Source organism: Ramlibacter pinisoli (assembly GCF_009758015.1).
GTDB lineage: Bacteria > Pseudomonadota > Gammaproteobacteria > Burkholderiales > Burkholderiaceae_C > Ramlibacter > Ramlibacter pinisoli.
This window is the reverse complement of the sequence record NZ_WSEL01000009.1, coordinates 1-26,722: the sequence shown is the minus strand read 5'-3', so window position 1 is coordinate 26,722 and position 26,722 is coordinate 1. Positions and strand designations below refer to the sequence as shown.

Below are 26,722 nucleotides of genomic sequence, written 5' to 3'. Positions count from 1 at the left end.
CATCTAGTGGCAGAATCGCGCTCGCGTGTGTCTGTGGCCGATGCTCAGGAGAAACCTGAATGTCGCTCTACAGAAGGAAAGACTCGCCCTATTGGTGGGTCAAGCTGCCGGCCATCGCTGGCGAAACCCGGCCTCTATGCCTCTCTACTGGGACTGACACCAAGCGCCGGGCGCAGGAGTTCCACGACAGGCTCAAAGCAGAACGCTGGGAGCAGGACAAGCTCGGAAAGAAGCCCCGCTACACGTGGCAGGACGCAGTCGTGAAGTTCCTGCAGGAAACCACGCACAAGCGCACGCACGAGCGGGACAAGTCGATGTTCCTTTGGCTGCACCCCGCACTAGGGGGGAAATGCCTCGATGAGATCGACCGGACGGTGGTCGACAGCATCAAGTTCCAGCGGGCCGAGATCGCCACCAAGGCAACCGCCAACCGCTATCTGGCGCTCATCCGCACCGTGCTGCGCAAGGCGCATCGGGAGTGGGAGTGGATCGAGCGCGTCCCGACCGTCACGCTCTTTCGGGAGTCCGCGGGCCGGGTACGCTACCTCACCCTCGAGGAGTTCAACCGCCTGCATCGCGAGTTGCCGCCGCACCTGGCGGATATGGCGCTGTTCTCGGTGGCCACCGGCATGCGTCAGGCGAACGTCAAAGGGCTGCGCTGGGCGGACGTCGATTTGCTGTCCCAGCATGTCCGCGTGGCAGGCGAGGCCTTCAAGAATGGCCGCTCACAGGGTTTCCCTCTGAATGCTGCCGCCATGGCTGTGTTGCAGAAACGCATCGGCCAGCACTCGGAGTACGTCTTCAGCTACCGGGGCAAGCCCATCACCAACGTGTCGACCAAGGCATGGTGGGCGGGACTGGAGCGGGCCGGGATATCGGATTTCCGCTGGCACGACCTGCGGCACACCTTCGCGACCTGGCATCGGCAGGCCGGGACACCAACCCATGAGCTGCAAATGTTGGGCGGCTGGCTCACCCGTGCCATGGTGGACCGGTACGCCCACATTGCCCCCGAAGGGTTGCAGCAAGCTTCAGGACGCCTCGATAATGTCCTGCAGGGCTACGCTTTGGCTACGCCAGAAAGACAGAAGGGCAGACCATGACAGCCTGCCCCTCTGAAAAACTGGTAGGACGTACAAGATTCGAACTTGTGACCAACGGATTAAAAGTCCGCTGCTCTACCAACTGAGCTAACGTCCCACGCTCGTTGCTGCAGACATTTCGCTTGCAGCAAAGCCCGCGATTATAGAGTGGAAATGGCTGGGGCTTTGCGAACGATCTGATCGAGCACCCAACCCGATGCGCATTGGCCGAAGGTGGCCGTGACGGCGACGACCGAGCCGTAACCGTGGCAGTTGAGCGTGCCGTCGCCGCTGTCGATGGCACACGAGGGATCGGGCGGGGCGACGGCCTCGCGGCTGAACACGCATGGCACGCCGATGCGCTTGCCTTCGCGGGGCGCGCCGTGGAACTTGCGCAGCCGGTAGCGCACCTGGGCCAGCAGGGGGTCGTGCGTGGTGAGGGCCAGGTCGTCGATGTCGACCTTGTGTGCCAGCCGCTTGCCGCCGGCTGCGCCCGCGCTGATGAAGAGCGTGCCGGTGGCGCGCGCCCAGGCCGCCAGCGCCACCTTGGCCTGGACCTTGTCGCAGGCGTCGATGACGGCGTCCACCGGTCGCGGCAGCAGCGCCGGCCAGTTGGACGGTTCGGCGAACTCCTCGACGCCGTGCACCTCGCAATCGGGGTGGATCTGGGCGATGCGCTCGCGCATGGCCTGCACCTTGGCCTGCCCCACCGTGCCCTGCAAGGCGTGCACCTGGCGGTTGATGTTCGATTCGGCCACGTGGTCGAGGTCGACCAGCACCAGCGAGCCGATGCCGCTGCGCGCCAGGGCCTCGGCCGCCCAGGAACCGACGCCGCCGACGCCCACCACCGCCACGCTGGCCTGCCGGATGGCCGCGGCGCCCGGCATCCCGTACAGGCGCTCGAGGCCGCCGAACCGGCGTGACAGGTCGGGGGCGAGGACGTCGGCGTGCATCAGCGCAGCCGCGCGAGGCGCTCGCGGGCGGCGCCGGCCGCCTCGGACTGCGGGTAGGCCTTGACCAGGTCGTCCAGCGTCTTGCGGGCGCCGGCGTTGTCCTTCAGTTCGATCTGGCAGTTGGCGATGGACAGCACGGCCTCGGGGGCACGGGCATGCTCCGGCGCCTGCTGCAGCAGCTGGCGGAAGTTGGCCAGGGCACCGCGGTAGTCGCGGTTGGCGTACTGGGCGTTGCCGAGCCAGAACAGCGACGAGGGCCGGTAGCCGCTTTGCGGCCAGCGCTTGATGAACTCGCCGAACGCGGCCTGCGCGGCCGGGAAGTCGCCCTTGCGGAACACGGCCAGCGCGGCCTCGAAGTCACGCTGTTCGCCAGGGTCGGCCTGGAACTCACGGCCGTCGACCGTGACCTTGGTCGGCTCCATCTTGCGCAGCCGGTCCTCGACGCCCTGCGCCAGGTCCTTCTGGCGGCGCTGCAGTTCGGTGACGTTGCGCGTGAGCTCTTCGTCCTGGCCGCGCATGCGCGCCAGCTCGCCCTTCAGCGCCTCGATCTGGTTCTGCAGGTCGAGCACGCTGCGGCGCAGCTGCTCGTTGTCGGTGTAGGCGCGTCGCAGCTCCTGCGCATGCTGATCGGCGATCTGCCGCTGCGCGTCGGCCCGCTGGCGCAGCTCGAGAATGGCCTTGCGCGCCTCGTCGTCCTCGAACAGCGCGGCATGGCCGGCCAGCGGCACCACCAGGGCGGCGGCGGCCAGCAACTGCCCGATGCGTACGACGCCTTTCATCGGTAGGCGATCTCGACGCGGCGGTTCTGGGCGAACGCGGCCTCATCGGAGCCGTTTGCCGCGGGCTTCTCCTTGCCGAAGCTCACCGCCTCCATCTGGTTGTCGGCGACGCCGAGCAGCGAGAGGGCGCGGCGCACGGCCTCGGCGCGGCGCTGTCCCAGCGCCAGGTTGTACTCGCGGCCGCCGCGCTCGTCGGTGTGGCCTTCCAGCGCCACCCGGCGGTTCGGGTTGGCCTTGAGGAAGCGGGCGTGCGCGTCGATGGCCGGCTGCGCCTCGGGCTTGAGCTGGTAGCTGTCGTAGTCGAAGTAGAACAGCCGCGCGACGTTGGCCGGACCCTGGGTGGTGCCGCCGTTGGGATCGACGGCGACCGGCTCGACGCGGCTTTGCGTCGTCGGGCCCGTGCTGGCGCCGGTGCCGTCCTGGGGAGCGACGGTGGTGCCCTTGCGGTCCTCGACAGGAACGTCGTTGAGCTTGACGTTCGAGCCGCAGCCGGCCAGCACGCCGGCCACGAGAAGGCCGGTCAGGAAGCGTCGGTACATGGGTTTCTTTCTCCTAGGGATTTAGCGTTGGTAGGGGCCCCAGTCGGGCTCGCGGATGTCTCCGCCCTGCCCGGCCAGGCGTGCCTTGATCTTGCCATCGAGCGTCGTCGTCATGAGCGCCTCGCGGCCGCCCTGGCGGGTGGCATACACGATCAGGCGCCCGTTCGGCGCGAAGCTCGGGCTCTCGTCGGCGGTTGTGTCGGTGATCGCGGTGGCCGTGCCCGAGGGCAGTTCCATCACGTGCAGCTTGAACGATCCCGACACCCGTGAAACGTAAGCGAGCCAGCGGCCATCCCGGCTGATGGCGGGCGCAATGTTGTAACTGCCGGTGAACGTGACGCGTTCCGGCGTGCCGCCGGTGGCCGCCACCCGGTAGATTTGCGGCGCCCCGCCGCGGTCACTCACGAAGTAGATGCTGCGGCCGTCGGGCGCGAACACCGGTTCGGTGTCGATGGACGAAGACTGCATCAGCCGGCGCGGCTCGCCGCCCGCGGCGTCGATGGTGTACAGCTGCGAGCCACCCTCGCGGCTGAGGGTGACGGCCAGCGAGCGGCCGTCGGGCGACCAGGCCGGCGCGCTGTTGGAGCCCTTGAAGTTGGCCAGCAGGCGGCGCCGCCCGGACGCCACCTCGTGCACGTAGACCACCGGCTTGCGCGACTCGAACGACACGTAGGCGAGCTGGGCGCCGTTGGCCGACCATGCCGGCGAGATGATGGGTTCGCCGCTCGCCAGGGCCGACTGGGCGTTCTCGCCGTCGGCGTCGGCCACCCACAGGTTGTAGCGGGTGCCGGCCTGCGTGACGTACGCGATGCGGGTGGAGAAGATGCCGCGCTCGCCGGTGAGCTTCTCGTAGATGAAGTCGGCGATGCGGTGGGCAGCCAGGCGCAGGTCGCCGGCCGTCATGGCGTAGCTTTCGCCCCCCAGGTCCTGGCCGCGCACCACGTCCCAGAGGCGGAAGCGCACGTCCCAGCGGCCGTCGGCCAGCCGCGAGAGGCTGCCGACCACCAGCGAGTCGGCGCCGGCCTGGCGCATGGCGGCCAGGTCGGGACGGGTGGTCTCGTCCATCGGCGTGGAGCGCAGCGCCACCGCCCGGAACTGGCCGCTGCGTTCGAGGTCGGCCTGCACGATCTGGGAGATCTTCTGCGGCGCGTCGGCTTCCCCGCGGAACGGCGCGATGGCGAACGGCAGCTGCCGCAGGCCGACGCCGGTGACCTCGACCCGGAACTGGGCCCAGGCGGCCGGTGACGCCGCCGCGGTGGCGCCCAGGAGGCCGAGAACGCGACGGCGTCGCCAAGGATGAGCAGGGGTCATGAGCATTCTGGGAGTCGCGAAGTGGTGGTTGATTCAGCGGTGTCCGGCTGAGTTCCCGGCCGAGCGCTGCATCAGCCAGAGCTTCAGGTAGCGGTAGTAGGTGCCTTCGGCGTTCGAGATGGCCAGGGCCAGCCCGAGGCGGCCGTCGAGGAACCCGAGCCGCACGACGTACGTGCGCAGGAACGCCCACAGGCCGTGCCCGAGCGACTTGCCCATCGAGCCCTTCACGCCGCGCGCCATCAGCGCCTGCGCGCCGGCGGTCGAGTAGCGGTCGAGCTTGTCGATGACCGATTCGAAGTCGGTCATGCTCTCGTGCAGCAGCCGCCCCTGCAGGCGCCCCACCGGCCCGGCCGGCTGCAGGCTCTCGTGCACCAGCGAAGGCGAGAAGCGCGCGGTGCCGCGGCGCACCAGCCGCACCACCCAGTCGGGCGACCAGCCCGAATGGTCCATGTACTGGCCGCAGAAACTCGAGCGCCGATTGAGCTTGTACGCATCGAACGTGCCCTGCTCCATCGCCTCGAGGATGGACGCCTGCAGCTCCGGCGTGACCCTCTCGTCGGCATCGATGGACAGCACCCAGTCACCGGTGGCGTGGTCGAGGGCGCGGTTCTTCTGCGGCCCGAACCCGGGCCAGTCGGCGGTGGTGACGACGCGCGCGCCGCAGGCCTGCGCGAGGGCGGCGGTGCCATCGCTGCTGCCGGAGTCGACCACCACCACCTCGTCGGCGAACGCGACGCTGCGAAGGCATCCTTCGATGTTGTGCGCTTCATCGCGGGTGATGAGGATGACGGACAGGCGTTTCATGCGCTCACAGCGTGCCGTCGGCCCATGGGCACGCGGGCATAATCGAACTTGATCAACGAACCATTATTGCACCCTCATCCATGGACCAAACACCCACTGTCGTGGTCGCGGGAGGCGCGGGCTACATCGGGTCGCACATGGTGCGGATGCTGCGAGACAACGGACTGAGGCCCGTCGTCGTCGACAACCTCGCCACCGGCCACCGCGAGGCGGTGGGCACCGAGGTCCTGAAGGTCGGCGACATCGGCGATGCCGCCTTCATGGGCGCCGTGCTGCGCGAATTCCAGCCTCGCTGCGTGATGCATTTCGCCGCCTCCAGCCTGGTGGGCGAATCGATGGCCAAGCCGGGCAAGTACTGGCGCAACAACGTCGTGCAGACCCTCAACCTGCTCGACACCATGCTCGAGCACGGGGTGCGGCAGTTCATCTTCTCGTCCACGGCGGCCACCTACGGCAACCCGGTCGAGGTGCCGATCCCGGAGGGCCATCCCACGCGGCCGATCAATCCGTACGGCCACAGCAAGCTCGCCGTCGAATACGCCCTGCAGGACTACAGCCAGGCGCACGGCCTGCGATCCATCTCGCTGCGCTACTTCAATGCAGCCGGGGCGCATCCCGACGCCTCGATCGGCGAGCACCACGAGCCCGAGACCCACCTCATCCCGCTGGTGCTGCAGGTCGCCTCCGGCCGGCGCGAGTTCATCTCGCGCTACGGCTCGAACCATGCGACGCCCGACGGCTCGTGCCTGCGCGACTACATCCACGTGCAGGACCTGTGCGCGGCGCACCTGGCGGCGCTGCGCGCGCTGGAGGCGGGGGCGGCCACCACCGTCTACAACCTCGGCAATGGCAAGGGCCATTCCGTGAACGAGGTGATCGAGGTGGCCAGGAAAGTGACGGGGCATCCCATCCCCCTGCGAGACGACCCGCCGCGCGCGGGCGACCCGCCGGCGCTGGTGGCGGATGCGGCGAGGGCGAGGGCCGAGTTGGGCTGGACACCGCAGTACGAAGACCTGGACACCATCGTCGCCCACGCCTGGCAATGGGAGCGCAAGCTCCACCAGGCTGCCGGGACCGCGTGACGGGCATCGACTTCGCATCCTTCCGCTGGCTGGCCCCGTACTTCCGGGGCTCGCGCCGCTACTGGGTGGTGGCGGCGCTGTGCACGCTCGTGAGTTCGGCGCTCGAGCCGGCCGTGCCCGCCATGCTCAAGCCGCTGCTCGACCGCGGCTTCACGGGCGCCGCCAGCCTGCCGCTGTGGATCGTGCCGGCGGCCCTGCTGCTGGTGTTCGCGCTGCGCGGCATCGCGGGCTTCCTGGCCGACCTGGCCCTGGCGCGCATCACGCAGGATGGCCTGCTGGCCCTGCGCCGCGCGATGTTCGGCCGCCTGCTCGACGTGCACCTGGCCCTGTTCCGGCGCGAGAACGCCACCTCGCTGTCGAACACCGTGGTCTACGAGGTGCAGAACGGCCTGACCCAGCTGGTGAATTCGGTCATGGGCCTGCTCAAGGACAGCCTGAGCCTGATCGCGCTGCTGCTGTACCTGCTGCTCCTGAATTGGCAGCTCACGCTGGTCGTGTTCCTGGTCGTGCCGGCCGTGGGCTGGGTGATGCGCACGCTGTCACGGCGCCTGTACCGCATCGCCCGCAGCACGCAGACGGCCACCAACGAACTCGCCTACGTCGTCGAGGAGAACGTGCTCGCCGCCCGCGTGGTGCGCATCCACCAGGCCCAGGGCGCGCAGTCCACGCGCTTCGCCGCGCTGAGCGGCGCACTGCGCCGGCTGGCGCTGAAGGCGGCGGCGGCGTCGGCGGCCATCACGCCGCTGACGCACATGCTCGCGGCCTCGGCGCTGTCGCTGGTGATCTGCGTGGCGCTCTGGCAGAGCCGCGACGGCATCACCGTCGGCACCTTCGCCTCCTTCATCACGGCGATGCTGATGCTCATCGCGCCCATCAAGCGCCTGTCGGAAGCGGCCAACCCGATCACCCGCGGCCTGGCCGCCGTGCACCGGGTGCGCGAACTGCTGGAGCGCGAGCCGGCCGAGAGCAGCGGCACCCATGCCCCCGACCGTGCCGACGGCCACATCGAAGTGCGCGAAGCCACGGTGCGCTACCCCGACACCGGGCGGCCCGCGCTCGACGCCCTGTCGCTGGAGATCCGGCCGGGCGAGGTGGTGGCCCTGGTCGGCCCTTCGGGATCGGGCAAGACCACCCTGGCCAACCTGCTGCCGCGCTTCGTCGACGTGACCGGGGGCGAGGTGCTGCTCGACGGCCACCGGGTGCAGGACTGGGACCTGCAGGCCCTGCGGCGGCAATACGCCATCGTCAGCCAGGACGTGGTGATGTTCAACGACACGCTGGCCGCCAATGTGGCACTGGGCGCCTCGCTCGACGCCGCCCGCGTGCGGCGCACCCTGGAAGCGGCGCGGCTGGGCGGGCTGGTCGACCAGCTGCCCCAGGGCATGGACACGGTCATCGGCCACAACGCGGCCAACCTGTCAGGCGGCCAGCGCCAGCGGCTGGCCATCGCCCGCGCCCTGTACAAGGACGCGCCCATCCTGATCCTCGACGAGGCCACCTCCGCCCTCGACACCGAGTCCGAGCGCCTGGTGCAGGACGCCCTGCAGGAGCTGATGGCCGGACGCACCACCCTGATCATCGCCCACCGCCTGTCGACCATCGAGCATGCCGACCGCGTCGCCGTGCTCGACGAGGGCCGCCTGGTCGAGAGCGGCACGCACGAGGAGTTGCTGGCGCTGGGCGGCATCTACACCCGCCTGCACGCGCTGCAGTTCGGCAACTGATGGATCGCGCCGCCGATTTCGACAGCATCCTCGTGGTTGCCACCCGCCAGATCGGCGACGTGCTGCTCACCACGCCGCTGGTGCGCGCCGCGCGCCGGCGCTGGCCGGGGGCCCGCATCGACGTGCTCGGCTTCGCCGGCACGCTCGGCATGCTGGCCGGCAATCCGGACATCTCGCACACCATCGAACTGCCCGCGCGCCTGGGCTGGAAAGGCGGCCTGGCCGCCGCCCGCCGCCTGTGGCGGCGCTACGACCTCGCGCTGGTCACCGACGGCGGCGACCGCGCGCACGCGCTCGGTTGGATCGCCGGCCGGCGCCGCAGCGGCATCGTGCCGCCGGGCGAGAGCAGCAGCAGCTGGAAGCAGCGCCTGCTGCACCACTGCGTCATGGCCGCCGGCGACCGCGGCACGGTCCACACCGTGGCCGAGAAGCATGCGCTGCTCGCGCCCTGGCTGCCGCCGGCCTCGCCCGTGCCGGCCGTCACGGTTCCCGAACCCGAGGACCTGCCGGCCGACCTGGCCGCCGCGCTGAAGTCCGGCGCCGTCGTGGTCCACGCACCGTCGATGTGGGCCTACAAGCAGTGGCCGATCGCGCACTACGCCGAGACCGTGCGCAGCCTGCTGGACCAGGGGCACCAGGTCGTGCTCACCGGCAGCGGCAGCCCGCGGGACCAGGCCTGCATCGCGCCCCTGCTGGCACTGGGTCAGCCGCCCGCGCTGCTCGACACCTCGGGCCGCCTGGGGTTCCGGCAACTCGTCACCCTGCTGCACCGTGCGGCGCTCTACGTGGGCCCCGACACCTCGGTGTCGCACCTGGCCGCGGCCGCGGGCATCCCGGTCGTGGCCGTGTTCGGCCCCAGCAACCCGATGCGCTGGGCACCCTGGCCCGCGCAGGCCGGCCAGCCGGTCACCTGGCGGCGCGCGGCCGGCCGCCAGACAGTGGGCAATGTCACGGTGCTGCAGAGCGAACTGCCCTGCGTGCCCTGCGGGCGCGCCGGCTGCGAGGACCACCGCGACAGCCGGGCCGACTGCCTGCCCCACATCCATCCCGAGCGCGTGCTGGCCGAAGCCCGCCGCCTCCTGCAACCTGCCTGACCCGATTCCACGATGCGCCACGTGAACCAGTTCACCGCCGGCGAATGGCTGCGCCTGCAGCCCCTGCAGCAGGGGCTCAAGCAACTGCGCAACGACGCCCTGCTGGCCCGCTACCTGGGTGTGCGACCGCCCGCGCTCGACGCCTTCCTGGCCGCCCACCAGTCCCTGGCGGGCCGTCCCGTGGCCCTGGTCATCGCCTTCGAGCAGACCTGGACGCTCGACTGGCTGCTGGCCGCGGCGGCCCGCCAGTTGCCGGGCGTCACCGTGCTGGTAGCCGACAACTCGCGCCAGCAGCCCACGCGCGACGAGGTCGCCGCCGTCTGCGCCCGCCACGGCGCGCCCTACTTCGGCCTGCCGCCCTACCGCACGCGCCATGCCAACCGCTCGCACGGCATGGCCATGTCCTGGGTCTTCCACCACCTGGTGCGCGCCCTGCGGCCCGGCCTGTTCGCCTTTCTCGACCACGACCTCATCCCGGTCGCCCCGGTCGATTTCGCCGAGCGCCTGGGTGCGCAGCCGGTGTTCGGCCTGCCCAACGAAGGCCGCTTCGGCTGCTGGTCGCTGTGGGCCGGCTACTGCATGTACCGCCTGGAAGCGGTGTCCGGGCGGCCGCTGAATTTCCTGTACGACTTCTCGCGCGGGCTCGACACCGGCGGGCGCAACTGGAACCCGCTGTACTCCACGCTCGACCGTGGCGCGTTGCGGTTCGCCAGCCGAGACCTGGTGGAGCTCCAGCCATCGGCGGCCGAGCCGCCCCGGCCCGTCGAGCTGATCGACGGCCGCTGGATCCACGTCGGCGGCGTCAGCTACAACGACAACACCCGCGTCAAGGCCGGCTTTTTCAATGCCGTGCGGGCCGCCCTGGACGCCGGCACGCCCTTCGAAGCCTTGCGGCACACGGGCCTGCAGGCCGCCTCGCCGTCGGCCCAGTCCCGGCTGAGCGGCAGGTAGACTCGATCGATGTCGTCCCGTCCCCTGCCCGCCGGACACCCCGGCCTCGGCGAATTCCGGTCCGGACAACGCCCGGCCGCCGACCGCGGGCTGCTCGCATTCTTCGGCATCGCCCTCCTGTTCTATTTCGTGGTGCGGGGCTGGCTCACCGCGTCGATGGTGATCATGGGGGTGTATTGCACCGGCTCCTGCATCGTCCACCGGCGGGAACTGCGCCCGTTCCTGCGCGAGCCGGCGGTCCGCTGGCTGGCGCTGGCCGCGCTGGCGCCGTTCACCGCCGCGCTGCTGGTGAACCTGGCGCACCAGCAGCTGGTGCCACGGTCCATCGATGCCACCCTGCGCTTCCTGTTCGCCTTCGCGATCTTCATGGACCTGCGCCGGCGCCGCCTGAACTTCGCGCCGATGGCGGCGGTGGCATTCCCGGCCGCCATCGCGGTGTGCGCGGGCTGGATCTTCCTGGTGCCGCAGGCGCCCGACCATTACTGGGCCGGCCGCTTCGCGACCATCTTCATGGACCCGCTGACCCTGTCGCAGCACATGATGATCGCGGCCTTCATCTGCCTGTTCCTGGTGCAGCCGTCAGACCCGGCATGGCGCAAGGCCACCATGGCCGCCGCCATCGGGCTGGCGATCCTGGTGGCACTGGGAACGCAGTCGCGCACCGGCTGGCTCATGATCCCCATCCTGCTGACCGTGTGGCTCATGCGCGGGCGCCGGCTCACGACGCGGCAACTGGCGGGCTCGGTCAGCGCCGTGGCGGTGGCCTGTGTCCTGGCCTACTGGTGCTCCCCCGTGGTGCAGCTGCGGGTCGACACCGTGGGAATCGAAGTCGCGGCCTACGCGAGCGGCGCCAACCTGGACACCTCGGTCGGACTGCGGCTGTCGCTGTACCGCGTCGCGGCCCACCTGTTCGTCGACCGGCCGCTGCTGGGCTGGGGCTTTGCCACCCTGCCCGACATCCGGACCATCCCGGCCATCACGCCGTTCTACACCGCGGCCCTGCAGTCGTACTTCATCGGCGCCGGCGTGCACAACGAATTCCTGCAGGCCATGATGCGGATGGGCCTGGCCGGGCTGCTGTCCCGCCTGCTGATCTATGCCGTGCCGCTGGCCATCTTCGTGCAGGCCTGCAAGTCCTCGGCGCCGAGGGTGCGCCAGAACGGCTACCTGGGCCTGGTGGTGGTGGTCGGCTACCTCACCGCCAGCTTCACCTCCGAGGTCACCAACCTGATCTACGCAGCCTCCTTCTACGCCCTGCTGGTGGCCGTGTTCGCCGCCGGCGCCCTGCCCCGCCGCCCCGCATGACCGCCCCCACCGTCGCCGTCACGTTCGCCTGCTACAACCAGGTCGACTACACGCGCCAGTGCGTCGACAGCCTGGTGCGCGCCGGGTTCGACCTGTCGCGGCTGGTCGCCGTCGACAACGGCTCGACCGACGCCACCCGCGACTACCTGGGCACCCTGCCGCTGGGCGGCCGCATCCTGAACGGACACAACCTGGGCTGCGGCGTGGCCTGGAACCAGGGCGCGCTGGCGTTGCAGGCCGACTGGACCGTCATCATGAACAACGACGTCGTGGTTACCACGGGCTGGCTCGACGGGCTGGTCGGCGCCGCGAATGCCAACGGCCTGAAGGTGGTGTCGCCGGCGCTGGTCGAGGGCGCGCTCGACTACGACCTGGAGGCGTTCCGTGCCGGCGACGCCACGAAGATGCGCGACGTGACCCGCCGCGGCGCGCGCCATGCGGTCTGCATGGCGGTACACCGGTCAGTGTGGGACGAGGTCGGCTACTTCCGCGCCACGCCCAGCCTGTGGGGCTTCGAGGACAGCCTGTTCTTCCATGAGCTCGACCAGGCCGGCATCGCCTGCGGCCAGGTCGGCGCGTCGTGGCTGCACCACTACGGCTCGATCACGCTCAGCGCCCTCAAGCGCGAGCGCGGCCTGTCGCAGAAGGAGGGCCTCAGCGCGCGCGACACCTACAGGGTGCTCGGCCAGTCGTTCCTGCAGCGCAAGTGGGCCCGGTTCCAGCGCAAGCGCCAGGACGCGCGCTGGCGCGAGGAGGAACTGGCGCGCCATGGCATGACGCTGCACGGCGAAAGGGTGGACGGCGCCTTCCACTGGCGCTAGCGGCCGTGCCGCCCGCGCTCAGAGCAGCACGATGTCGTACTGCTCCTGCCCCATGGCGCTCTCGCTCTGCAGCGAGATCGGCTTGCCGATGAAGTCCGACAGGCCGGCCAGGTGCTGGCTCTCCTCGTCGAGGAACAGCTCGACGACCTTGGGCGAGGCCACGACGCGGTACTCGCGCGGGTTGAACTGGCGCGCCTCGCGCAAGATCTCGCGCAGGATGTCGTAGCAGACGGTGCGCGCAGTGCGCACCTGCCCGGCGCCCTGGCAGGCGGCGCAGGGTTCGCACAGCATGTGGGCCAGCGACTCGCGCGTGCGCTTGCGCGTCATCTCCACCAGGCCCAGCTGCGAGAAGCCGCCCGACATGGTCTTGGTGCGGTCGCGCCCCAGCTGCTTGCGGAACTCGGCCAGCACCGCTTCGCGGTGGTCCTCCCGCTGCATGTCGATGAAGTCGACGATGATGATTCCGCCCAGGTTGCGCAGCCGCAGCTGCCGCGCGATGGCGTGCGCCGCCTCCAGGTTGGTCTTGAAGATGGTGTCGTCGAAGTTGCGCGCCCCGACGTAGCCGCCGGTGTTCACGTCGACCGTGGTCAGCGCCTCGGTCTGGTCGACGATGAGGTAGCCGCCCGACTTGAGGTCGACCCGCCGCCCGAGCGCCCGGGCGATCTCCTCGTCGATGTTGAACAGGTCGAAGATCGGCCGCTCACCCTTGTACAGCTGCAGCCGGTCGACCGCCTGCGGCGTGAACTCGCGCCCGAACGCCTGCAGCACGCCGAACTGCTCGCGCGAGTCGATGCGGATGGTCTGGGTCGACTCGGTCACCAGGTCGCGCAGCACGCGCTGCAGCAGGCTCAGGTCCTGGTGCAACAGCGAGCCGGGCGGCAGCCGCAACGCAGCCTCGCGGATGCGCGTCCAGGTCTTGCGCAGGTAGGCGATGTCCTCGGCCAGTTCGGCATCGCTCGCGTCCTCGCCGTTGGTGCGCAGGATGAAGCCGCCGCCGCCGCCGGTCTCGCGCGTGCCCACCAGCCGCTGCAGCCGCGCGCGCAGGGCGTCGCGCTGGTCGCCGGGGATCTTCTGCGACACCCCGACGTGGTCGTCCTGGGGCAGGAACACCAGCAGGCGGCCCGCGATGCTGATCTGGCTGGACAGGCGCGCGCCCTTGGTGCCGATCGGGTCCTTGATCACCTGCACCATCAGCGGCTGGCCCTCGAACACCTGCTTCTCGATGGGCACCGGCGGCTGGCCGCTGCGCGCACCATCCTCCTGGGAGCGCACCCCGTGCAGGTCGGCCACGTGCAGGAACGCGGCGCGCTCCAGGCCGATGTCGATGAAGGCCGACTGCATGCCGGGCAGCACCCGCGCCACCTTGCCGAGGTAGACGTTGCCCACCAGCCCGCGTTCCAGCGTGCGCTCGACGTGCAGCTCCTGCACCGCGCCGCTCTCGACGATGGCGACCCGGGTTTCCTGCGGCGACCAGTTGATCAGGATGTCCTGCTGCATGTCCTTGGATTCAGAGTCGGAAGCCGAAGGCGCGCAACAGCTGCGCGGTCTCGTGCATCGGCAGGCCCATGATGCCCGAGTGGCTGCCCGCGATGCGGGATATCCACGCCGCGGCCCGGCCCTGGATGGCATAGGCGCCGGCCTTGCCGTGCGGTTCGCCGCCGGCGACATAGGCGCGCACCTGCGCGGGCAGCAGGCGGTCGAAGGTGACGTGCGACTCCGACAGCGCCTCGCGCCGGGTGCGCCCGCGCTGCACCGCCACCGCGGTGAGCACCCGGTGGGTGCGGCCGGCCAGCTCGCGCAGCATGCGCGCCGCGTCGGCGTCGTCGGCCGGCTTGCCGTAGATGGTGCGTCCCAGGGCCACCGTGGTGTCCGAGCACAGCACCGGCGCCGGCGGCAGGCCGCGGCGGCGCAGGCGCTCCAGCGCGGCGTCGAGCTTCAGGCCCGTGACGCGCCGGACGTAGCGCACCGGCGCTTCGCCGGGCAGCACGGCCTCGAGGGCCTCGGTGTCCTCGCCCGGATCGGGCAGCAGCAGTTCATGGCGCACGCCCAGCTGCTCCAGCAGCTGGCGCCGGCGCGGACTCTGGGACGCGAGATACACGAAATCGCTCACGCTCGCTCCCGGCGCTCACTCACGGTGGTAGGGATGGTTGGCGTTGATCGACCAGGCGCGGTACAGCTGCTCGGCCAGCAGCACGCGCACCATGGCGTGCGGCAGCGTGAGGTCGGACAGGCGCACGCGCTCGTGGGCCGCGGCGCGGAAGGCCGGATCGAGGCCGTCGGGCCCGCCGATCACCAGTGCGACGTCGTCGGCATCGAGCTGCCAGCCCTTGACCTTGGCGGCCAGGGCCACCGTGGACAGCGCCGTGCCACGCTCGTCGAGGGCCACCACGCGGGCGCCGCGCGGAATGGCGGCCTCGATGCGCTCGCGCTCCGCGGCCATCAGCTGCTCCACGGTGCGCGAGCCGCGCGGCTCGGTCTTCACGGCCTTGAGTTCGAGCCGAAGCTCGGGCGGGAACCGCTTGGCGTAGTCGTCCCAGGCAGCGGACGCCCAGTCGGGCACCCGCTGGCCCACCGCGACCACCACCAGCTTCATGCCTTGCGGGGCGCGGACTTGGCGACAGTCTTCTTTGCCGGCGCCTTCCTGGCGGCCGTCTTGGCCGGGGCGGCCTTTTTGACTGGGGCGCCCGACCTGGCCGTGGCGGCCTTCTTCGCCGGGGCCTTGGCGGCAGTCTTTTTCGCCGGCGCCTTCTTCGGCTCCTCGGCCCGGGCCGCCGTCTTGGCGGCACTGCTGCGGCGCAGGCTGGTCTTGGCAGGCGCCTTCTTGGCCGGCGCGGGCTCGGGGGCCGCATGCGCCGGCTTGGGCGCGCCGAACTTCAGCCGCACCGGCTTGTCACCCCAGATCTCCTCGAGGTGGTAGTAGTTGCGGATGGCCGGCTGCATGATGTGCGCGACGGCTGCGCCGCAGTCGACGATGATCCATTCGCCGTTCTCCTCGCCCTCGATGCGCGGCTTGGGAAAGCCCGCCTCGCGCACGGCGTCACGCACGCTGGAGGCCAGCGCCTTGGTCTGCCGGTTGGAGGTGCCCGACGCCACGATCACCCGCTCGAACAGGGGCGAGAGGTGCTCGGTGTTGAAGACCTGGATCTCCTGCGCCTTGACGTCCTCCAGTCCGTCGACGATGGCTCGCTGGAGGCGTTGGGTGTCTTTCTTCTCGGTCGCTTGGGTCATCAGGTGGGGGCGTAAAGGTGGTGAAGGGCAATATAGCTTGCGACGCCGGCCGGAACCAGCTGGTCGATCCCCTGCCCGGCCGCGACGCGGGCCCGGACCTGGGTGGCGCTGACCGGCATCGTGGGCAGCTCGACCGCAATCCAGCGGCCCGGCGGCAGCCGCGAAGTGTCGAACGGTGAGGCGTGGGGACCAGGGCGTGCACGCGCGGCGACGGCCAGCGTCGCCAGCTCCATGATGGCCGCGCACTCGCGCCAGCCGTGCAGGGCCTCGGCCTGGTCGGCGCCGATCACCAGCAGCAGCTGCGCGCCGGGCCACTCGGCACTCAGCTCGCGCAGCGTGTCGACGGTGTAGGTGGGTCCGCTGCGGCGCAGCTCGCGATCGTCGACGTGGGCGTTCGGCACGTCGCGGAAGGCCTCGCGGGCCATGGCCAGCCGGTGCTGCGCGGCGCTCAGCGCGCGCGCCTTGTGCCAGGCCTGCCCGGTGGGCAGCACGCGCAGTTCGTCGAGCCCGAGTTGCGCCACTGCCGCCCGGGCCAGCGCCACGTGGGCCAGGTGCGGAGGATCGAACGAGCCGCCGAAGACGCCCAGCCGGCGGGGCGCGTTCAAGCCCACTCCCGCGGCTGCAGGAACCGGCTGGTGAGGTCGGCCTCGGGCGAACCCGGCTCGGGCTCGTGCCGATACGACCAGCTGCACAGCGGCGGCATGGACAGCAGGATGGACTCGGTGCGGCCGCCGGACTGCAGCCCGAAATGCGTGCCGCGGTCCCAGACCAGGTTGAACTCGACGTACCGACCGCGACGGTACAGCTGGAAGTCGCGCTGGCGCTCGCCGTACGGCAGGTCCTTGCGGCGCTCCAGGATGGGCAGGTAGGCGTCGAGGAAGGCGTCGCCCACCGAGCGCATCATGGCGAAGCCGCCGTCGAACCCCAGTTCGGCCAGGTCGTCGAAGAAGATGCCACCGATGCCGCGCTGCTCGGCGCGGTGCTTCAGGTGGAAGTACTCGTCACACCAGCGCTTGAAGCGCGGGTACTTGTCGGGGCCGAACGGCTCCACGGCGCGCCGGCACACCTGGTGGAAGTGCACGGCGTCGTCCTCGAAGCCGTAGCAGGGCGTGAGGTCCATCCCGCCGCCGAACCAGAAGGCCGACGAGCCGCCGGCCGGGGCGGCCGAGATCATCCGAACGTTCATGTGCACGGTGGGCGCGTACGGATTGCGCGGGTGGAACACCAGCGACACGCCCAGCGCCTCGAACGGTGCGCCGGCCAGCTCGGGCCGGTGCTGGGTGGCCGAGGGCGGCAGGCGCGGCCCGCGCACGTGCGAGAAGCCGACCCCGGCGCGTTCGAGCACCGGCCCCTGCTCCAGGATCATGGTGGTGCCGTCGCCCTGCAGCGGCTCGCCCGGCTCCTTGGTCCAGCGGTCGGTGCGGAACGCGCCACCGTCGACGGCCGTGCAGGCCTGCGTGATGCGCGCCTGCAGGTCCAGCAGGTAGGCGCGCACGGCATCGTTCTGGATCACGTCAGCCCTTCACCGCGCGGTGGCCGATGTCGCGGCGGAACTGGGCGCCGTCGAAGCGGATGCCCTGCACGACCTCGTAGGCCCGCTGCTGCGCCGACTTCACCGTGTCGGCCAGCGCCGTGACGCACAGCACCCGGCCGCCGGAGGTGAGCAGCTGGCCGTCGTCCATGGTGGTGCCGGCGTGGAACACCATGGCTTCGTCGGCGTCGCGCGGCAGCCCGGTGACGGCGTCGCCCTTGCGCGGATTGAGCGGGTAGCCGGCCGCGGCCATGACCACGCCCAGGGCGGTGCGGCGGTCCCACTGCAGCTCGACCTGGTCGAGCGTCCCGCCGGTGGCGGCCAGCATGACGTCGTACAGGTCGGACTTCAGCCGCATCAGGATGGGCTGGGTTTCCGGGTCGCCCATGCGGCAGTTGAATTCCAGCGTCTTGACGCCGCCCTTGGCGTCGATCATCAGGCCGGCGTACAGGAAGCCGGTGTACGGGATGCCGTCCTTCTCCATGCCGCGCATGGTGGGCAGGATGACCTCGCGCATGGCGCGCGCGTGCACCGCGGGCGTGACGACCGGCGCCGGCGAGTACGCGCCCATGCCGCCGGTGTTGGGGCCCTGGTCGCGGTCGAGCAGCCGCTTGTGGTCCTGGCTGGTGGCCAGCGCGGTGACGTTGCGGCCGTCGCACAGGACGATGAAGCTGGCCTCTTCGCCCTGCAGGAACTCCTCGATCACCACGCGGGCGCCGCCCTCGTTGTGGCTGACGCCCAGCTTGTTGTCCAGCAGCATGAAGTCGACCGCCTCGTGCGCCTCGTCGGCCGTCATGGCCACCACGACGCCCTTGCCGGCGGCCAGCCCGTCGGCCTTGACCACGATGGGTGCGCCCATGCGGTCGATGTAGGCGTGGGCGTCGGCCGGATCGGAGAATGTCTCGTAGGCCGCGGTGGGGATGCCGTGCCGGCGCATGAAGGCCTTGGAGAAGGCCTTGGAGCTTTCCAGCTGTGCCGCGGCCCGCGTCGGGCCGAAGATGCGCAGGCCGTGCGAGCGGAATTCGTCGACCACGCCGGCGGCCAGGGGTGCCTCGGGGCCGACCACCGTCAGCGCGATCTTGTTCGCATGCGCCCATTGGCGCAGTTTCACCACGTCGGTGATCGGCACGTTCTCGAGCCGGGCGTCGCGGGCCGTGCCACCGTTGCCGGGGGCGACGTAGACCGCCTGCACCTTGGGGGACTGGGCCAGTTTCCAGGCCAGCGCGTGTTCGCGGCCACCGCCGCCGATGACGAGGACCTTCATCAGAGCGATGCGTTGTGGAACACGTCCTGCACGTCGTCCAGGTCTTCCAGCATGTCCAGCAGCTTCTGCATGCGGGCCGCGTCGTCGCCGGCCAGCTCGATGGTGTTCTCGGGCCGCATGGTGACCTCGGCCACCTCGGGCTTCAGGCCCGCCGCCTCGAGGGCGTTGCGCACCTTTTCCATGTCGGCCGGGCCGGTGAGCACCTCGATGGCGCCGTCCTCGTCGGTGAGCACGTCCTCGGCGCCGGCCTCCAGTGCCACGTCCATGACCTTGTCCTCGCTGGTGCCCGGTGCCAGGATGAGCTGGCCGCAGTGCTTGAACTGGAACGCCACCGAGCCCTCGGTGCCCATGTTGCCGCCGTACTTGCTGAACACGTGGCGCACCTCGGCGACCGTGCGGACCCGGTTGTCGGTCATGGTGTCGACGATGATCGCCGCCCCGCCGATGCCGTAGCCCTCGTAGCGGATCTCCTCGTAGTTCACGCCCTCGAGGTTGCCGGTGGCCTTGTCGATGTTGCGCTTGATGGTGTCGGCCGGCATGTTGGCCGCCTTGGCCTTGTCGACCGCCAGCCGCAGGCGCGGGTTGGCGTTCAGGTCGCCGCCGCCCTGGCGGGCCGCGACCATGATCTCCCGGATCACCCGTGTCCAGACCTTGCCGCGCTTCTCATCCTGCCGCCCCTTGCGGTGCTGGATGTTCGCCCATTTGCTGTGTCCCGCCATGCGTTTCCTTGATTCGCGCGAGCAGCGGCTGCTGCGTTGCTATATTGCTGTGACCCCCATTTTACTTTTGGACCCATGGCCGATTCCCTGCTGATCGCCAAGAATGGCGCCGCCGAGTGTTTCCTGCTCCCCGGACTGGCCAACCGGCACGGCCTGATCACCGGGGCCACCGGCACCGGCAAGACGGTGACGCTGCAGGCGCTGGCCGAGAATTTCTCCCGCATCGGGGTGCCGGTTTTCATGGCCGACGTCAAGGGCGACCTCACCGGCATCAGCCAGGCCGGCCAGCTGTCGGGCAAGCTGGCCGAGGCGATCCGCGAGCGCGACCTGCCCCCCCCCACCCCCGTGGCCTGCCCCGCCACGCTCTGGGACGTGTTCGGCGAGCAGGGCCACCCGGTGCGCGCCACCGTGTCCGACATGGGCCCGCTCCTGCTGGCCCGCATGCTCGACCTCAACGAGACCCAGGCCGGCGTGCTGAACATCGTGTTCAAGATCGCCGACGACCAGGGCCTGCTGCTGCTCGACCTGAAGGACCTGCGGGCGATGCTGCAGTTCATCGGCGAGAACGCGGCCGAGTTCCGCACCCAGTACGGCAACATCAGCAGCGCCAGCGTCGGCGCCATCCAGCGCGGCCTGCTGCAGATCGAGTCCCAGGGCGGCGACCGCTTCTTCGGCGAGCCCATGCTCGACATCAGCGATCTGATGCAGACAGTCGACGGCCGGGGCGTCATCAACATCCTGGCCGCCGACAAGCTGCTGGGCTCGCCCCGCCTGTACGCCACCTTCCTGCTCTGGATGCTGTCCGAGCTCTTCGAGAAGCTGCCCGAGATCGGCGACCCCGACAAGCCCAAGCTGGTGTTCTTCTTCGACGAGGCCCACCTGCTGTTCAACGAGGCGCCCAAGGTGCTCGTCGAGCGCATCGAACTGGTGGTGCGGCTCGTGCGGTCCAAGGGCGTGGGCGTCTATTTCGTCACCCAGAACCCGCTCGACATCCCCGACAGCGTGCTGGCCCAGCTGGGCAACCGAGTTCAGCACGCCCTGCGCGCCTTCACCCCGCGCGACCAGAAGGCGGTCAAGGCCACGGCCCAGACCATGCGGCAGAAGCCCGGCCTGGACATCGAGACCGCCATCACCGAGCTGGCCGTCGGCGAGGCGCTGGTCAGCCTGCTGGATGCCAAGGGGCGCCCCAGCGTCACCGAGCGCGCCTTCGTGGTCCCGCCCGGCAGCCAGATCGGCCCCATCACCCCCCAGCAGCGGCAGGCGCTCATCGCCGGCTCGCTGGTGGCCGGCGCCTACGAGAAGACGGTCGACCGCGAGTCGGCGTTCGAGAAGCTCAAGGGCCGAGCCGACCAGGCGCCGGCCACCACCTCGTCCGGCGGTGGCGGCGCCACCGACAAGGCCACCGGCGCCATGGGCGGCCTCAACGACATCCTGTTCGGCTCCACCGGTCCGCGCGGCGGCCACCGCGAGGGCATGGTGGAAATGCTGGCCAAGTCGGCGGTGCGCACCATCGGCAGCAGCGTCGGCCGCGAAATCATCCGCGGCGTCCTCGGCGGGTTGCTGGGCGGCAAGCGCTGAGGCATCGCCAGGGGCCCTGTCCCCTGCATGGAGACAGCTCGGCAATTCGAGGGGCAGTTCAGCAGTGAACTGCCCCTCTTTACCTTAGCGGCAGCCCACCTGTCCCTTGCCCTGCTCGTCGGCGCACTGCGGCATGCGGATGCCCGTGACGCGCAGCGGAGACGGCCCGGTTGCCGTTTCAGGCGCCACGCCGCCGACCAGGACCAGCCGCTCGGTCCGCAGCAGGGCCGCAGCATCGCGGACGTCGGTGCCCAGCAGCGCGCCGATCTCGAGCGCCACCGTGCCCGCCAGGTCCGTTGCCTGCAGCAACAGCGAGTTGGGTGCCGTTGCGGGCGCGGGAGCCGGTGCCGGCGAAGGTGCCGGCGCAGCGTGGATGTTCGCCGTCGGCGTGGCCGCATTGATGACCAGCGGGTCGGCCGCCGTGTTCACCTGGCCATTGGCGTTCAGCGTCAGCCCGGCCGTGGCGAGGATGCCCGGCTTGCCGTTGCGCACGGTGCCCGAATTCAGGAACACCATGTTGCCGTTCTGCGTCGTGGCGGACAGGGTCGCGACGGGCAACAGCTGCGCCGCATCCACCTGCATCGCTCCGGCACTCACCAGGGTGACGTTGGCGTTCGATGCGGCGGACAGGCCGGCCACCACCAGCTGCGTGCCGGCGCTGCGGTCGTCGAGGCTCACCGTCTTCGCATTCCCGGTCACTTGCACCGCTCCCGCGAAATCGCCGGTCACGGCCACCGAACCACCGCCCGTCACGCCGAAGGTCGTGCCCGAGCCGATTACGTTGCCGGCGTCGTTGGCGCCAATGTTGCCGCCTGCCGAGAGCGTCACGCCCGGCGCGGTCTGCAGCAAGCTGGTGTAGTTCTGGCTGCCCGTGGTGGTGACGTTGCCGCCCAAGGTCACGGTACCGGAGCTCGTGATGCTGCCTGCGGACAACGCGCCGCCCGTGATGAGCGTCCCGCCGTTCGTGAGCGTCGCTGCTCCGAGCGACTGGCTGGCGCTGCCGGTGTCCAGGGTGGCACCGCCGGCGATCGCCACCGTGGTGGGCGTGCCCAGACGGTCTGCCGTGGATCCGAGTTGCAGCGTGCCGGCGTTGACATTGACGGTGCTCGCCGCCGAGCTTCCGTTCAGGGTGCTCGTGCCACCCGCTTGCGTCAGCGTTCCGGTGCCCAGGTTGGCGCTCACCGTGGCGCCGTTCAGCGTGTAGTTGCCCGCCGTCAAGATGCCGGGGCCCGTGACCGTGCCCGAGATGGCGGCCGAGCCGACCCTCTCGTTGTTCGGTCCCAGGGCCAGCGTCGTGCCGGTGCCGACGGTCAGCGCCGCCGTGTCGGCCAGGCGCTCGCTGGCACCGAGGGCCAGCGTACCGCCGTTCACGTTCACCGTCCCCGCGGCGGAGGCGCCGTTCAGCGTGGTCGTGCCCGACACCTGGTTCAGCGTTCCGGCTCCCAGCGCGGCGTTCACGGTGCCGCCACGCAGGTTGTACGTGCCGGCGCTGATGTCGCCGTTCAGCGTGCCGTTGCCGGCCGTGAACGTGCCGATGCCGGTCGCATTCGCCAGCGAGCCGGAGCCCGACAGCGTGAGGTCGTTGCCGCCGCCATCCAGCGTGCCGACGGTGACGTTGCCGGCATTGATGGCCACCCGGCCCGTGAGGGTCGTCGGGCTGTTGAAGGTCGCGGTCCCGGAGCTGGCGGTGACGTCGCCGGCGGTGCTGATCCCCGTTGCGCCAGTGAGGTTCACGGCGTTGCCCGCCGTGATGTCACCGGCAGCGGCGATGGTCAGGGCACCTGCCGTGGTCTGCAGCGAAACGCCGCCCGTGCCCGCGTTCACCGGGCCCGCGACGGTCAGCGCGCCTGCGTTGTTGAGGCTGAACGCCCCGTTGCTGGTCGCGGTGCCCAGGGTCGCCACCGTGTTGGCGTTGCCCAGGTTGACCGTGCTGCCGCCGTTGACTTGCACCGTGCCGGCGCTGATCACCGTCCCCGCAGTCTGCGTCACCGCGCCGGACAGGTTATTACCCGCCGCACCGCCGATGGTGACCGTGCCAGTCGCACCGGTGGTGATGTTGCCCAGGGCCGCCGTGCTGCCATCGATGACCTGCACCGCGGTGGCCGCGTTGCTGGTGGTCGTCAGCGCGCCCGCCAGATTGATGGCGCCGTCGTTGGCGTCCACCAGGATGCTGCCCGTGCCCGCGTCGACGGTGCTGCCGGCCGACTGGGTCACGCCCGCGCCGGTGAGGGTCACGCCGACGCCGCTGACGCTGTTGGCACCGAGGGCCAGCGCGCCTCCCGCCGTCGTGATCGACACGGGGCCGGAGGCGTCCGCCACGTTGCCGGTGAGCGCCAGGCCGCCGGTGGCGTCGTTGAGGGTGAAGCCGCCGCTGCTGATCACCGGGCCCAGGTTGGCCACCGTGTTCGCGTTGCCCAGGTTCACCGTGGTGGCGCCCGCGACCGTCAGCGTGCCGGTGTTGATCACCGTGCCGGCGTTCTGCGTCACCGCGCCGTTCAGGCTGTCGGCGCCGGCCGTACCCAGGCGCACCGTGCCAGTTGCACCGGTGGTGATATTGCCCAGCGCCGCGGTGCTGCCGTCGAGGACTTGCACCGCAGTGGCCACGTTGCTGGTGGTCGTCAACGAGCCGGCCAGGTTGATGGCCCCGTCATTGGCGTCCACCAGGATGGTGCCGGCGCCCGCGTTGACCGTGCTGCCCGCCGACTGGGTGATGCCCGTGCCGGTGAGCGACACGCCCGCGCCGCTGACGTTGTTGGCGCCGATGGCCAGCGCGCCGCCAGCCGTCGTGATCGACACCGGGCCGGAGGCATCCGCCACGTTGCCGGTCAGCGCCAGGCCGCCGGTCGTGTCATTGAAGGTGAAGCCGCCGCTGCTGATCACCGGGCCCAGGTTGGCCACCGTGTTGGCATTGCCCAGGTTGACCGTGGTGGCGCCCGCGACCGTCAGCGTGCCGGTGTTGATCACCGTGCCGGCGTTCTGCGTGACCGCGCCGTTCAGGCTGTCTGCACCGGCCGTGCCCAGGCGCACCGTGCCGGTCGCACCGGTGGTGATGTTGCCCAGCGCTGCCGTGCTGCCGTCGAGGACTTGCACCGCGGTGGCCGCGTTGCTGGTGGTCGTCAGCGAGCCGGCCAGGTTGATGGCACCGTCGTTGGCGTCCACCAGGATGGTGCCCGTGCCCGCATTGACGGTGCTGCCCGCCGACTGGGACACGCCGGTGCCGGTGAGCGCCACGCCCACGCCGCTGACATTGCTGGCTCCGACGGCAAGCGAGCCGCCAGCCGTCGTGATCGCCACCGAGCCGGCGGCATCCGCCACGTTGCCGGTCAGCGCCAGGCCGCCGGTCGCGTCATTGAACGTGAAGCCGCCCGTGCTGCTGGACGTGCCCAGGTTCGCCACCGTGTTGGCGTTGCCGAGGTTGACCGAGCTGCCGCCGTTCACCACCACCGTGCCGGTGTTGATGACCGTCCCGGCCGTCTGCGTCACCGCGCCGGACAGGTTGTTGCCCGCCGCGTCGCCGATGACGACCGTGCCGGTCGCACCGGTGCTGATGTCGCCCAGCGCCGCCGTGCTGGCGTCGATGACCTGCACCGCCGTTGCCGCGTTGCTGGTGGTGGTCAGCGAGCCGGCCAGGTTGATGGCGCCGTCGTTGCCGTCCACCAGGATGCTGCCGGTGCCCGCATTGACGGTGCTGCCTGCCGCCTGGGTGACGCCCGTGCCGGTGAGCGTCACGCCCGCGCCGCTGACGTTGTTGGCACCCAGGGCCAGTGCGCCGCCAGCCGTCGTGATCGACACCGGACCGGAGGCATCCGCCACGTTGCCGGTCAGCGCCAGGCCGCCCGTGGTGTCATTGAACGTGAAGCCGCCACTGCTGCTGGACGTGCCCAGGTTCGCCACCGTGTTGCCGTTGCCCAGGTTGACGGTGCTGCCGCCGTTGACCACCACCGTTCCAGTGTTGATCACCGTCCCTGCCATCTGCGTCACCAAGCCGGACAGGTTGTTGCCCGCCGCGTCGCCGATGACGACCGTGCCGGCCGCACCGGTGGTGATGTTGCCCAGCGCCGCCGTGCTGCCGTCGATCACCTGCACCGCTGTCGCCGCGTTGCTGGTGGTCGTCAGCGAGCCGGCCAGGTTAATGGCACCGTCGTTGGCGTCCACCAGGATGGTGCCCGTGCCCGCATTGACGGTGCTGCCCGCCGACTGGGACACGCCCGTGCCGGTGAGCGCCACGCCCACGCCACTGACGTTGTTGGCACCGAGGGCCAGCGCGCCGCCGGCCGTGGTGATAGCCACCGCACCGGTTGCGTCCGCGACCGCGCCGGTGACCGCCAAACCGCCGGTGGCGTCGTTGAAGCTGAATCCGCCGCTGCTGCTGGACGTGCCCAGGTTCGCCACCGTGTTGGCGTTGCCGAGGTTGACCGTGCTGCCACCGTTGACCTGGACCGTGCCAGCGTTGATCGACGTCCCCGCCGTCTGAGTCACCGCGCCCGACAGGTTGTTGCCCGCCGCGCCGCCGATGACCAACGTGCCGGTGGCACCAGTAGTGATGTTGCCCAGGGCCGCGGTCGTGGCGTCGAGGATCTGCACGGCGGTCGCCGCATTGCTGGTGGTGGTCAGCGAGCCGACCAGGTTGATCGCGCCGTCGTTGGCGTCCACCAGGATGGTGCCGGTGCCCGCGTTGACGGTGCTGCCTGCCGCCTGGGTGACGCCCGTGCCGGTGAGCGTCACGCCCGCGCCGCTGACGTTGTTGGCACCCAGGGCCAGTGCGCCGCCAGCCGTCGTGATCGACACCGGACCGGAGGCATCCGCCACGTTGCCGGTGAGCGCCAGGCCGCCGGTCGCATCGTTAACGCTGAGACCACCGACGGAGCTGAAGGAGCCCAGGTTGGCCAGCGTGTTGGCGCCGTTGAGGCTGACGGATCCGCCGGCCGAGCCAGTGAGCTTGCCCGCGTTCACGATGCCGGCGTTCTGCGCGACCTGGTCCGCGGCGTTCAGCGTCAGGGTTCCCGTGTTCGCGTTGATGTCGGCTCCGAGGTTGATGTCGTTGCCGGCCCCCGTGGCCGCCAGGGTGACGCCCTGCCCACTGACCGTGTTGTTGACGTTGAGATTGCCGTCAGTGGAGGTGATGCTGACCGAACCCGGGGCGCTCACCGTGCCCGAGACGTTCAGGCCGCCGGTGACGTCCTTGAAGCTGAAGTTGCCCGACGAGGTGGTGACCGTGCCGAGGTTGTCGACATCGTTGTTGCCGTTCAGCGTGACGTTGCCGGCGGCGGTCACGTTGAGCGTCTGGCCGTTGATGACACCAGCCGCGGTCTGCGAGATCGCCCCCCCGGTGGTCAACGTGATCGAGCCATTGGCACCGACGCCATCGGTGGTGGTCGCCGCGTCGCCATTGGTGGCCACGGAGGTGACCGAGCCGATCGACAGCGGCGTGGCGCCCTGGTTGTAGGTCAGTTGCGATCCCGGCGCAGGCAGGTACGCCGCCAGCGTGTTGACAGAACTGTTGGGAGCGAAGAACGCATTGGTCGCGGTCGTTTCCGTGGCGTCGCCCAGCACCCGCAGCCCATCGGCCTGTACCGAGCTGCCGTTCTGCACGAGGATGTTGCCGCCATCCACCGCGTGGGCCGTGACCGTGCCACCGGTCATGGACGCGCTGACGTTGGTCTGGTTCAGGCTCATGGCGGTGCCGCCATTGGACTGCAGCAGCACCGATTGCGCGTTCGCGCCACCGATGGTGTTGTTGGTGCCCGAGGCGCTGAAGCCCATGATGCCGGCGGACCTGGCGCCGCCGCTGTCGGCGCCGCCCTGGCCCACCAGGGCCACCTTGCCGGCGCCCGTGGTGCCCACCGTCGAGCCGTTGATCACCCCGATACCGGCACGGTTGTCGTTCACTGCCACGCCGGTCAGCGCGCCGCCCGTGCCCTTGATCGTGATGGTGCCGGTGTCGGTGCGCACGGTGC

Annotated in this window: 22 protein-coding genes and 1 tRNA gene; 8 read left to right on the top strand and 15 right to left on the bottom strand. The window is 70.4% G+C overall.

What is annotated here, in order from left to right; all coding sequences use genetic code 11:
- Positions 1 to 59 precede the first annotated feature (59 nt).
- Positions 60 to 1,103 (top strand): tyrosine-type recombinase/integrase, encoded by a 1,044-nt coding sequence (locus GON04_RS14640; RefSeq protein ID WP_157398817.1) that lies wholly within the window; start codon positions 60 to 62, stop codon positions 1,101 to 1,103.
- Between the two features lie 21 nt (positions 1,104 to 1,124).
- Here GON04_RS14640 and GON04_RS14635 read toward each other — a convergent pair.
- The 6 genes from GON04_RS14635 to GON04_RS14610 all read right to left on the bottom strand — a co-directional run bounded on the left by GON04_RS14635 (position 1,125) and on the right by GON04_RS14610 (position 5,468).
- Positions 1,125 to 1,200 (bottom strand) — tRNA-Lys (locus GON04_RS14635).
- A gap of 43 nt (positions 1,201 to 1,243) precedes the next feature.
- Positions 1,244 to 2,035 carry a tRNA threonylcarbamoyladenosine dehydratase gene (locus GON04_RS14630; RefSeq protein ID WP_157398816.1) on the bottom strand — a complete coding sequence of 264 codons (792 nt, stop codon included), beginning with the start codon at positions 2,033 to 2,035 and terminating at the stop codon, positions 1,244 to 1,246.
- On the bottom strand, positions 2,035 to 2,814 hold the full coding sequence (gene ybgF, locus GON04_RS14625) for a tol-pal system protein YbgF (RefSeq protein WP_157398815.1): 780 nt from the start codon (positions 2,812 to 2,814) through the stop codon (positions 2,035 to 2,037). Before ybgF ends, GON04_RS14630 begins: the two co-directional genes overlap by 1 nt.
- Positions 2,811 to 3,353, bottom strand: coding sequence for a peptidoglycan-associated lipoprotein Pal (gene pal, locus GON04_RS14620; RefSeq protein ID WP_157398814.1), 543 nt, complete (start codon positions 3,351 to 3,353; stop codon positions 2,811 to 2,813). The genes ybgF and pal overlap by 4 nt, the downstream gene beginning before the upstream one ends.
- 21 nt (positions 3,354 to 3,374) lie before the next feature.
- Positions 3,375 to 4,664: a Tol-Pal system beta propeller repeat protein TolB gene (gene tolB / locus GON04_RS14615; RefSeq protein WP_232533129.1), complete on the bottom strand. Its 1,290-nt coding sequence runs from the start codon at positions 4,662 to 4,664 to the stop codon at positions 3,375 to 3,377.
- Positions 4,665 to 4,697: 33 nt separating this feature from the next.
- Positions 4,698 to 5,468 carry a glycosyltransferase family 2 protein gene (locus GON04_RS14610; protein ID WP_157398812.1) on the bottom strand — a complete coding sequence of 257 codons (771 nt, stop codon included), beginning with the start codon at positions 5,466 to 5,468 and terminating at the stop codon, positions 4,698 to 4,700.
- 80 nt (positions 5,469 to 5,548) lie between these two features.
- On the opposite strand from GON04_RS14610, the gene galE reads away from it, so the two are divergent.
- The 6 genes from galE to GON04_RS14580 are packed head-to-tail and all read left to right on the top strand — an operon-like array spanning position 5,549 to position 12,445.
- Complete coding sequence (galE, locus tag GON04_RS14605) at positions 5,549 to 6,550, top strand: UDP-glucose 4-epimerase GalE (protein WP_157398811.1); 1,002 nt, start codon at positions 5,549 to 5,551, stop codon at positions 6,548 to 6,550.
- Positions 6,511 to 8,274 carry a lipid A export permease/ATP-binding protein MsbA gene (gene msbA / locus GON04_RS14600; protein ID WP_157398810.1) on the top strand — a complete coding sequence of 588 codons (1,764 nt, stop codon included), beginning with the start codon at positions 6,511 to 6,513 and terminating at the stop codon, positions 8,272 to 8,274. The genes galE and msbA overlap by 40 nt, the downstream gene beginning before the upstream one ends.
- A complete protein-coding gene (locus GON04_RS14595; RefSeq protein ID WP_157398809.1) occupies positions 8,274 to 9,368 on the top strand; it encodes a glycosyltransferase family 9 protein in 1,095 nt (364 codons plus the stop codon). Before msbA ends, GON04_RS14595 begins: the two co-directional genes overlap by 1 nt.
- 21 nt (positions 9,369 to 9,389) lie before the next feature.
- Complete coding sequence (locus GON04_RS14590; protein WP_157398808.1) at positions 9,390 to 10,319, top strand: hypothetical protein; 930 nt, start codon at positions 9,390 to 9,392, stop codon at positions 10,317 to 10,319.
- A gap of 9 nt (positions 10,320 to 10,328) precedes the next feature.
- A complete protein-coding gene (locus GON04_RS14585; protein WP_157398807.1) occupies positions 10,329 to 11,624 on the top strand; it encodes an O-antigen ligase family protein in 1,296 nt (431 codons plus the stop codon).
- Complete coding sequence (locus GON04_RS14580) at positions 11,621 to 12,445, top strand: glycosyltransferase family 2 protein (RefSeq protein WP_157398806.1); 825 nt, start codon at positions 11,621 to 11,623, stop codon at positions 12,443 to 12,445. The genes GON04_RS14585 and GON04_RS14580 overlap by 4 nt, the downstream gene beginning before the upstream one ends.
- A gap of 18 nt (positions 12,446 to 12,463) precedes the next feature.
- Here GON04_RS14580 and rng read toward each other — a convergent pair whose 3' ends face one another.
- From rng to GON04_RS14540, 8 genes are read right to left on the bottom strand one after another with little or no spacing between them, the layout of a single operon-like run.
- Positions 12,464 to 13,942, bottom strand: coding sequence for a ribonuclease G (rng, locus tag GON04_RS14575; protein WP_157398805.1), 1,479 nt, complete (start codon positions 13,940 to 13,942; stop codon positions 12,464 to 12,466).
- Positions 13,943 to 13,952: 10 nt separating this feature from the next.
- On the bottom strand, positions 13,953 to 14,555 hold the full coding sequence (locus GON04_RS14570; protein WP_181653586.1) for a Maf family nucleotide pyrophosphatase: 603 nt from the start codon (positions 14,553 to 14,555) through the stop codon (positions 13,953 to 13,955).
- Positions 14,556 to 14,570: 15 nt separating this feature from the next.
- The gene (gene rlmH, locus GON04_RS14565) at positions 14,571 to 15,038 is read right to left on the bottom strand and encodes a 23S rRNA (pseudouridine(1915)-N(3))-methyltransferase RlmH (RefSeq protein WP_157398804.1); all 468 of its coding nucleotides are present in this window, start codon (positions 15,036 to 15,038) and stop codon (positions 14,571 to 14,573) included.
- A complete protein-coding gene (gene rsfS, locus GON04_RS14560) occupies positions 15,035 to 15,673 on the bottom strand; it encodes a ribosome silencing factor (protein WP_181653585.1) in 639 nt (212 codons plus the stop codon). Before rsfS ends, rlmH begins: the two co-directional genes overlap by 4 nt.
- Positions 15,673 to 16,284: a nicotinate (nicotinamide) nucleotide adenylyltransferase gene (gene nadD, locus GON04_RS14555; RefSeq protein WP_181653584.1), complete on the bottom strand. Its 612-nt coding sequence runs from the start codon at positions 16,282 to 16,284 to the stop codon at positions 15,673 to 15,675. The genes rsfS and nadD overlap by 1 nt, the downstream gene beginning before the upstream one ends.
- Positions 16,275 to 17,186: an oxygen-dependent coproporphyrinogen oxidase gene (gene hemF, locus GON04_RS14550; RefSeq protein ID WP_370530007.1), complete on the bottom strand. Its 912-nt coding sequence runs from the start codon at positions 17,184 to 17,186 to the stop codon at positions 16,275 to 16,277. Before hemF ends, nadD begins: the two co-directional genes overlap by 10 nt.
- 1 nt (position 17,187) lies before the next feature.
- Positions 17,188 to 18,468: a phosphoribosylamine--glycine ligase gene (gene purD, locus GON04_RS14545; protein ID WP_157398802.1), complete on the bottom strand. Its 1,281-nt coding sequence runs from the start codon at positions 18,466 to 18,468 to the stop codon at positions 17,188 to 17,190.
- Positions 18,468 to 19,187: a YebC/PmpR family DNA-binding transcriptional regulator gene (locus GON04_RS14540; protein WP_157398801.1), complete on the bottom strand. Its 720-nt coding sequence runs from the start codon at positions 19,185 to 19,187 to the stop codon at positions 18,468 to 18,470. Before GON04_RS14540 ends, purD begins: the two co-directional genes overlap by 1 nt.
- A gap of 75 nt (positions 19,188 to 19,262) precedes the next feature.
- Between GON04_RS14540 and GON04_RS14535 the strand changes: the two genes are divergently transcribed.
- Positions 19,263 to 20,765 (top strand): helicase HerA-like domain-containing protein, encoded by a 1,503-nt coding sequence (locus tag GON04_RS14535; protein ID WP_157398800.1) that lies wholly within the window; start codon positions 19,263 to 19,265, stop codon positions 20,763 to 20,765.
- 84 nt (positions 20,766 to 20,849) lie between these two features.
- Here GON04_RS14535 and GON04_RS14530 read toward each other — a convergent pair.
- Positions 20,850 to 26,722, bottom strand: a 5,873-nt coding sequence (locus tag GON04_RS14530; RefSeq protein WP_157398799.1) for a beta strand repeat-containing protein, incomplete at its 5' end; no start/stop codon positions are given.

What these genes read in the sequence shown, in the direction of transcription:
- GON04_RS14640 (WP_157398817.1), top strand. Translation starts at nt 60, where the DNA reads ATGTCGCTCTACAGAAGGAAAGACTCGCCCTATTGGTGGGTCAAGCTG.
- GON04_RS14630 (WP_157398816.1), bottom strand. Translation starts at nt 2,035, where the DNA reads ATGCACGCCGACGTCCTCGCCCCCGACCTGTCACGCCGGTTCGGCGGC.
- ybgF (WP_157398815.1), bottom strand. Translation starts at nt 2,814, where the DNA reads ATGAAAGGCGTCGTACGCATCGGGCAGTTGCTGGCCGCCGCCGCCCTG.
- pal (WP_157398814.1), bottom strand. Translation starts at nt 3,353, where the DNA reads ATGTACCGACGCTTCCTGACCGGCCTTCTCGTGGCCGGCGTGCTGGCC.
- tolB (WP_232533129.1), bottom strand. Translation starts at nt 4,664, where the DNA reads ATGACCCCTGCTCATCCTTGGCGACGCCGTCGCGTTCTCGGCCTCCTG.
- GON04_RS14610 (WP_157398812.1), bottom strand. Translation starts at nt 5,468, where the DNA reads ATGAAACGCCTGTCCGTCATCCTCATCACCCGCGATGAAGCGCACAAC.
- galE (WP_157398811.1), top strand. Translation starts at nt 5,549, where the DNA reads ATGGACCAAACACCCACTGTCGTGGTCGCGGGAGGCGCGGGCTACATC.
- msbA (WP_157398810.1), top strand. Translation starts at nt 6,511, where the DNA reads ATGGGAGCGCAAGCTCCACCAGGCTGCCGGGACCGCGTGACGGGCATC.
- GON04_RS14595 (WP_157398809.1), top strand. Translation starts at nt 8,274, where the DNA reads ATGGATCGCGCCGCCGATTTCGACAGCATCCTCGTGGTTGCCACCCGC.
- GON04_RS14585 (WP_157398807.1), top strand. Translation starts at nt 10,329, where the DNA reads ATGTCGTCCCGTCCCCTGCCCGCCGGACACCCCGGCCTCGGCGAATTC.
- GON04_RS14580 (WP_157398806.1), top strand. Translation starts at nt 11,621, where the DNA reads ATGACCGCCCCCACCGTCGCCGTCACGTTCGCCTGCTACAACCAGGTC.
- rng (WP_157398805.1), bottom strand. Translation starts at nt 13,942, where the DNA reads ATGCAGCAGGACATCCTGATCAACTGGTCGCCGCAGGAAACCCGGGTC.
- rlmH (WP_157398804.1), bottom strand. Translation starts at nt 15,038, where the DNA reads ATGAAGCTGGTGGTGGTCGCGGTGGGCCAGCGGGTGCCCGACTGGGCG.
- rsfS (WP_181653585.1), bottom strand. Translation starts at nt 15,673, where the DNA reads ATGACCCAAGCGACCGAGAAGAAAGACACCCAACGCCTCCAGCGAGCC.
- purD (WP_157398802.1), bottom strand. Translation starts at nt 18,468, where the DNA reads ATGAAGGTCCTCGTCATCGGCGGCGGTGGCCGCGAACACGCGCTGGCC.
- GON04_RS14540 (WP_157398801.1), bottom strand. Translation starts at nt 19,187, where the DNA reads ATGGCGGGACACAGCAAATGGGCGAACATCCAGCACCGCAAGGGGCGG.
- GON04_RS14535 (WP_157398800.1), top strand. Translation starts at nt 19,263, where the DNA reads ATGGCCGATTCCCTGCTGATCGCCAAGAATGGCGCCGCCGAGTGTTTC.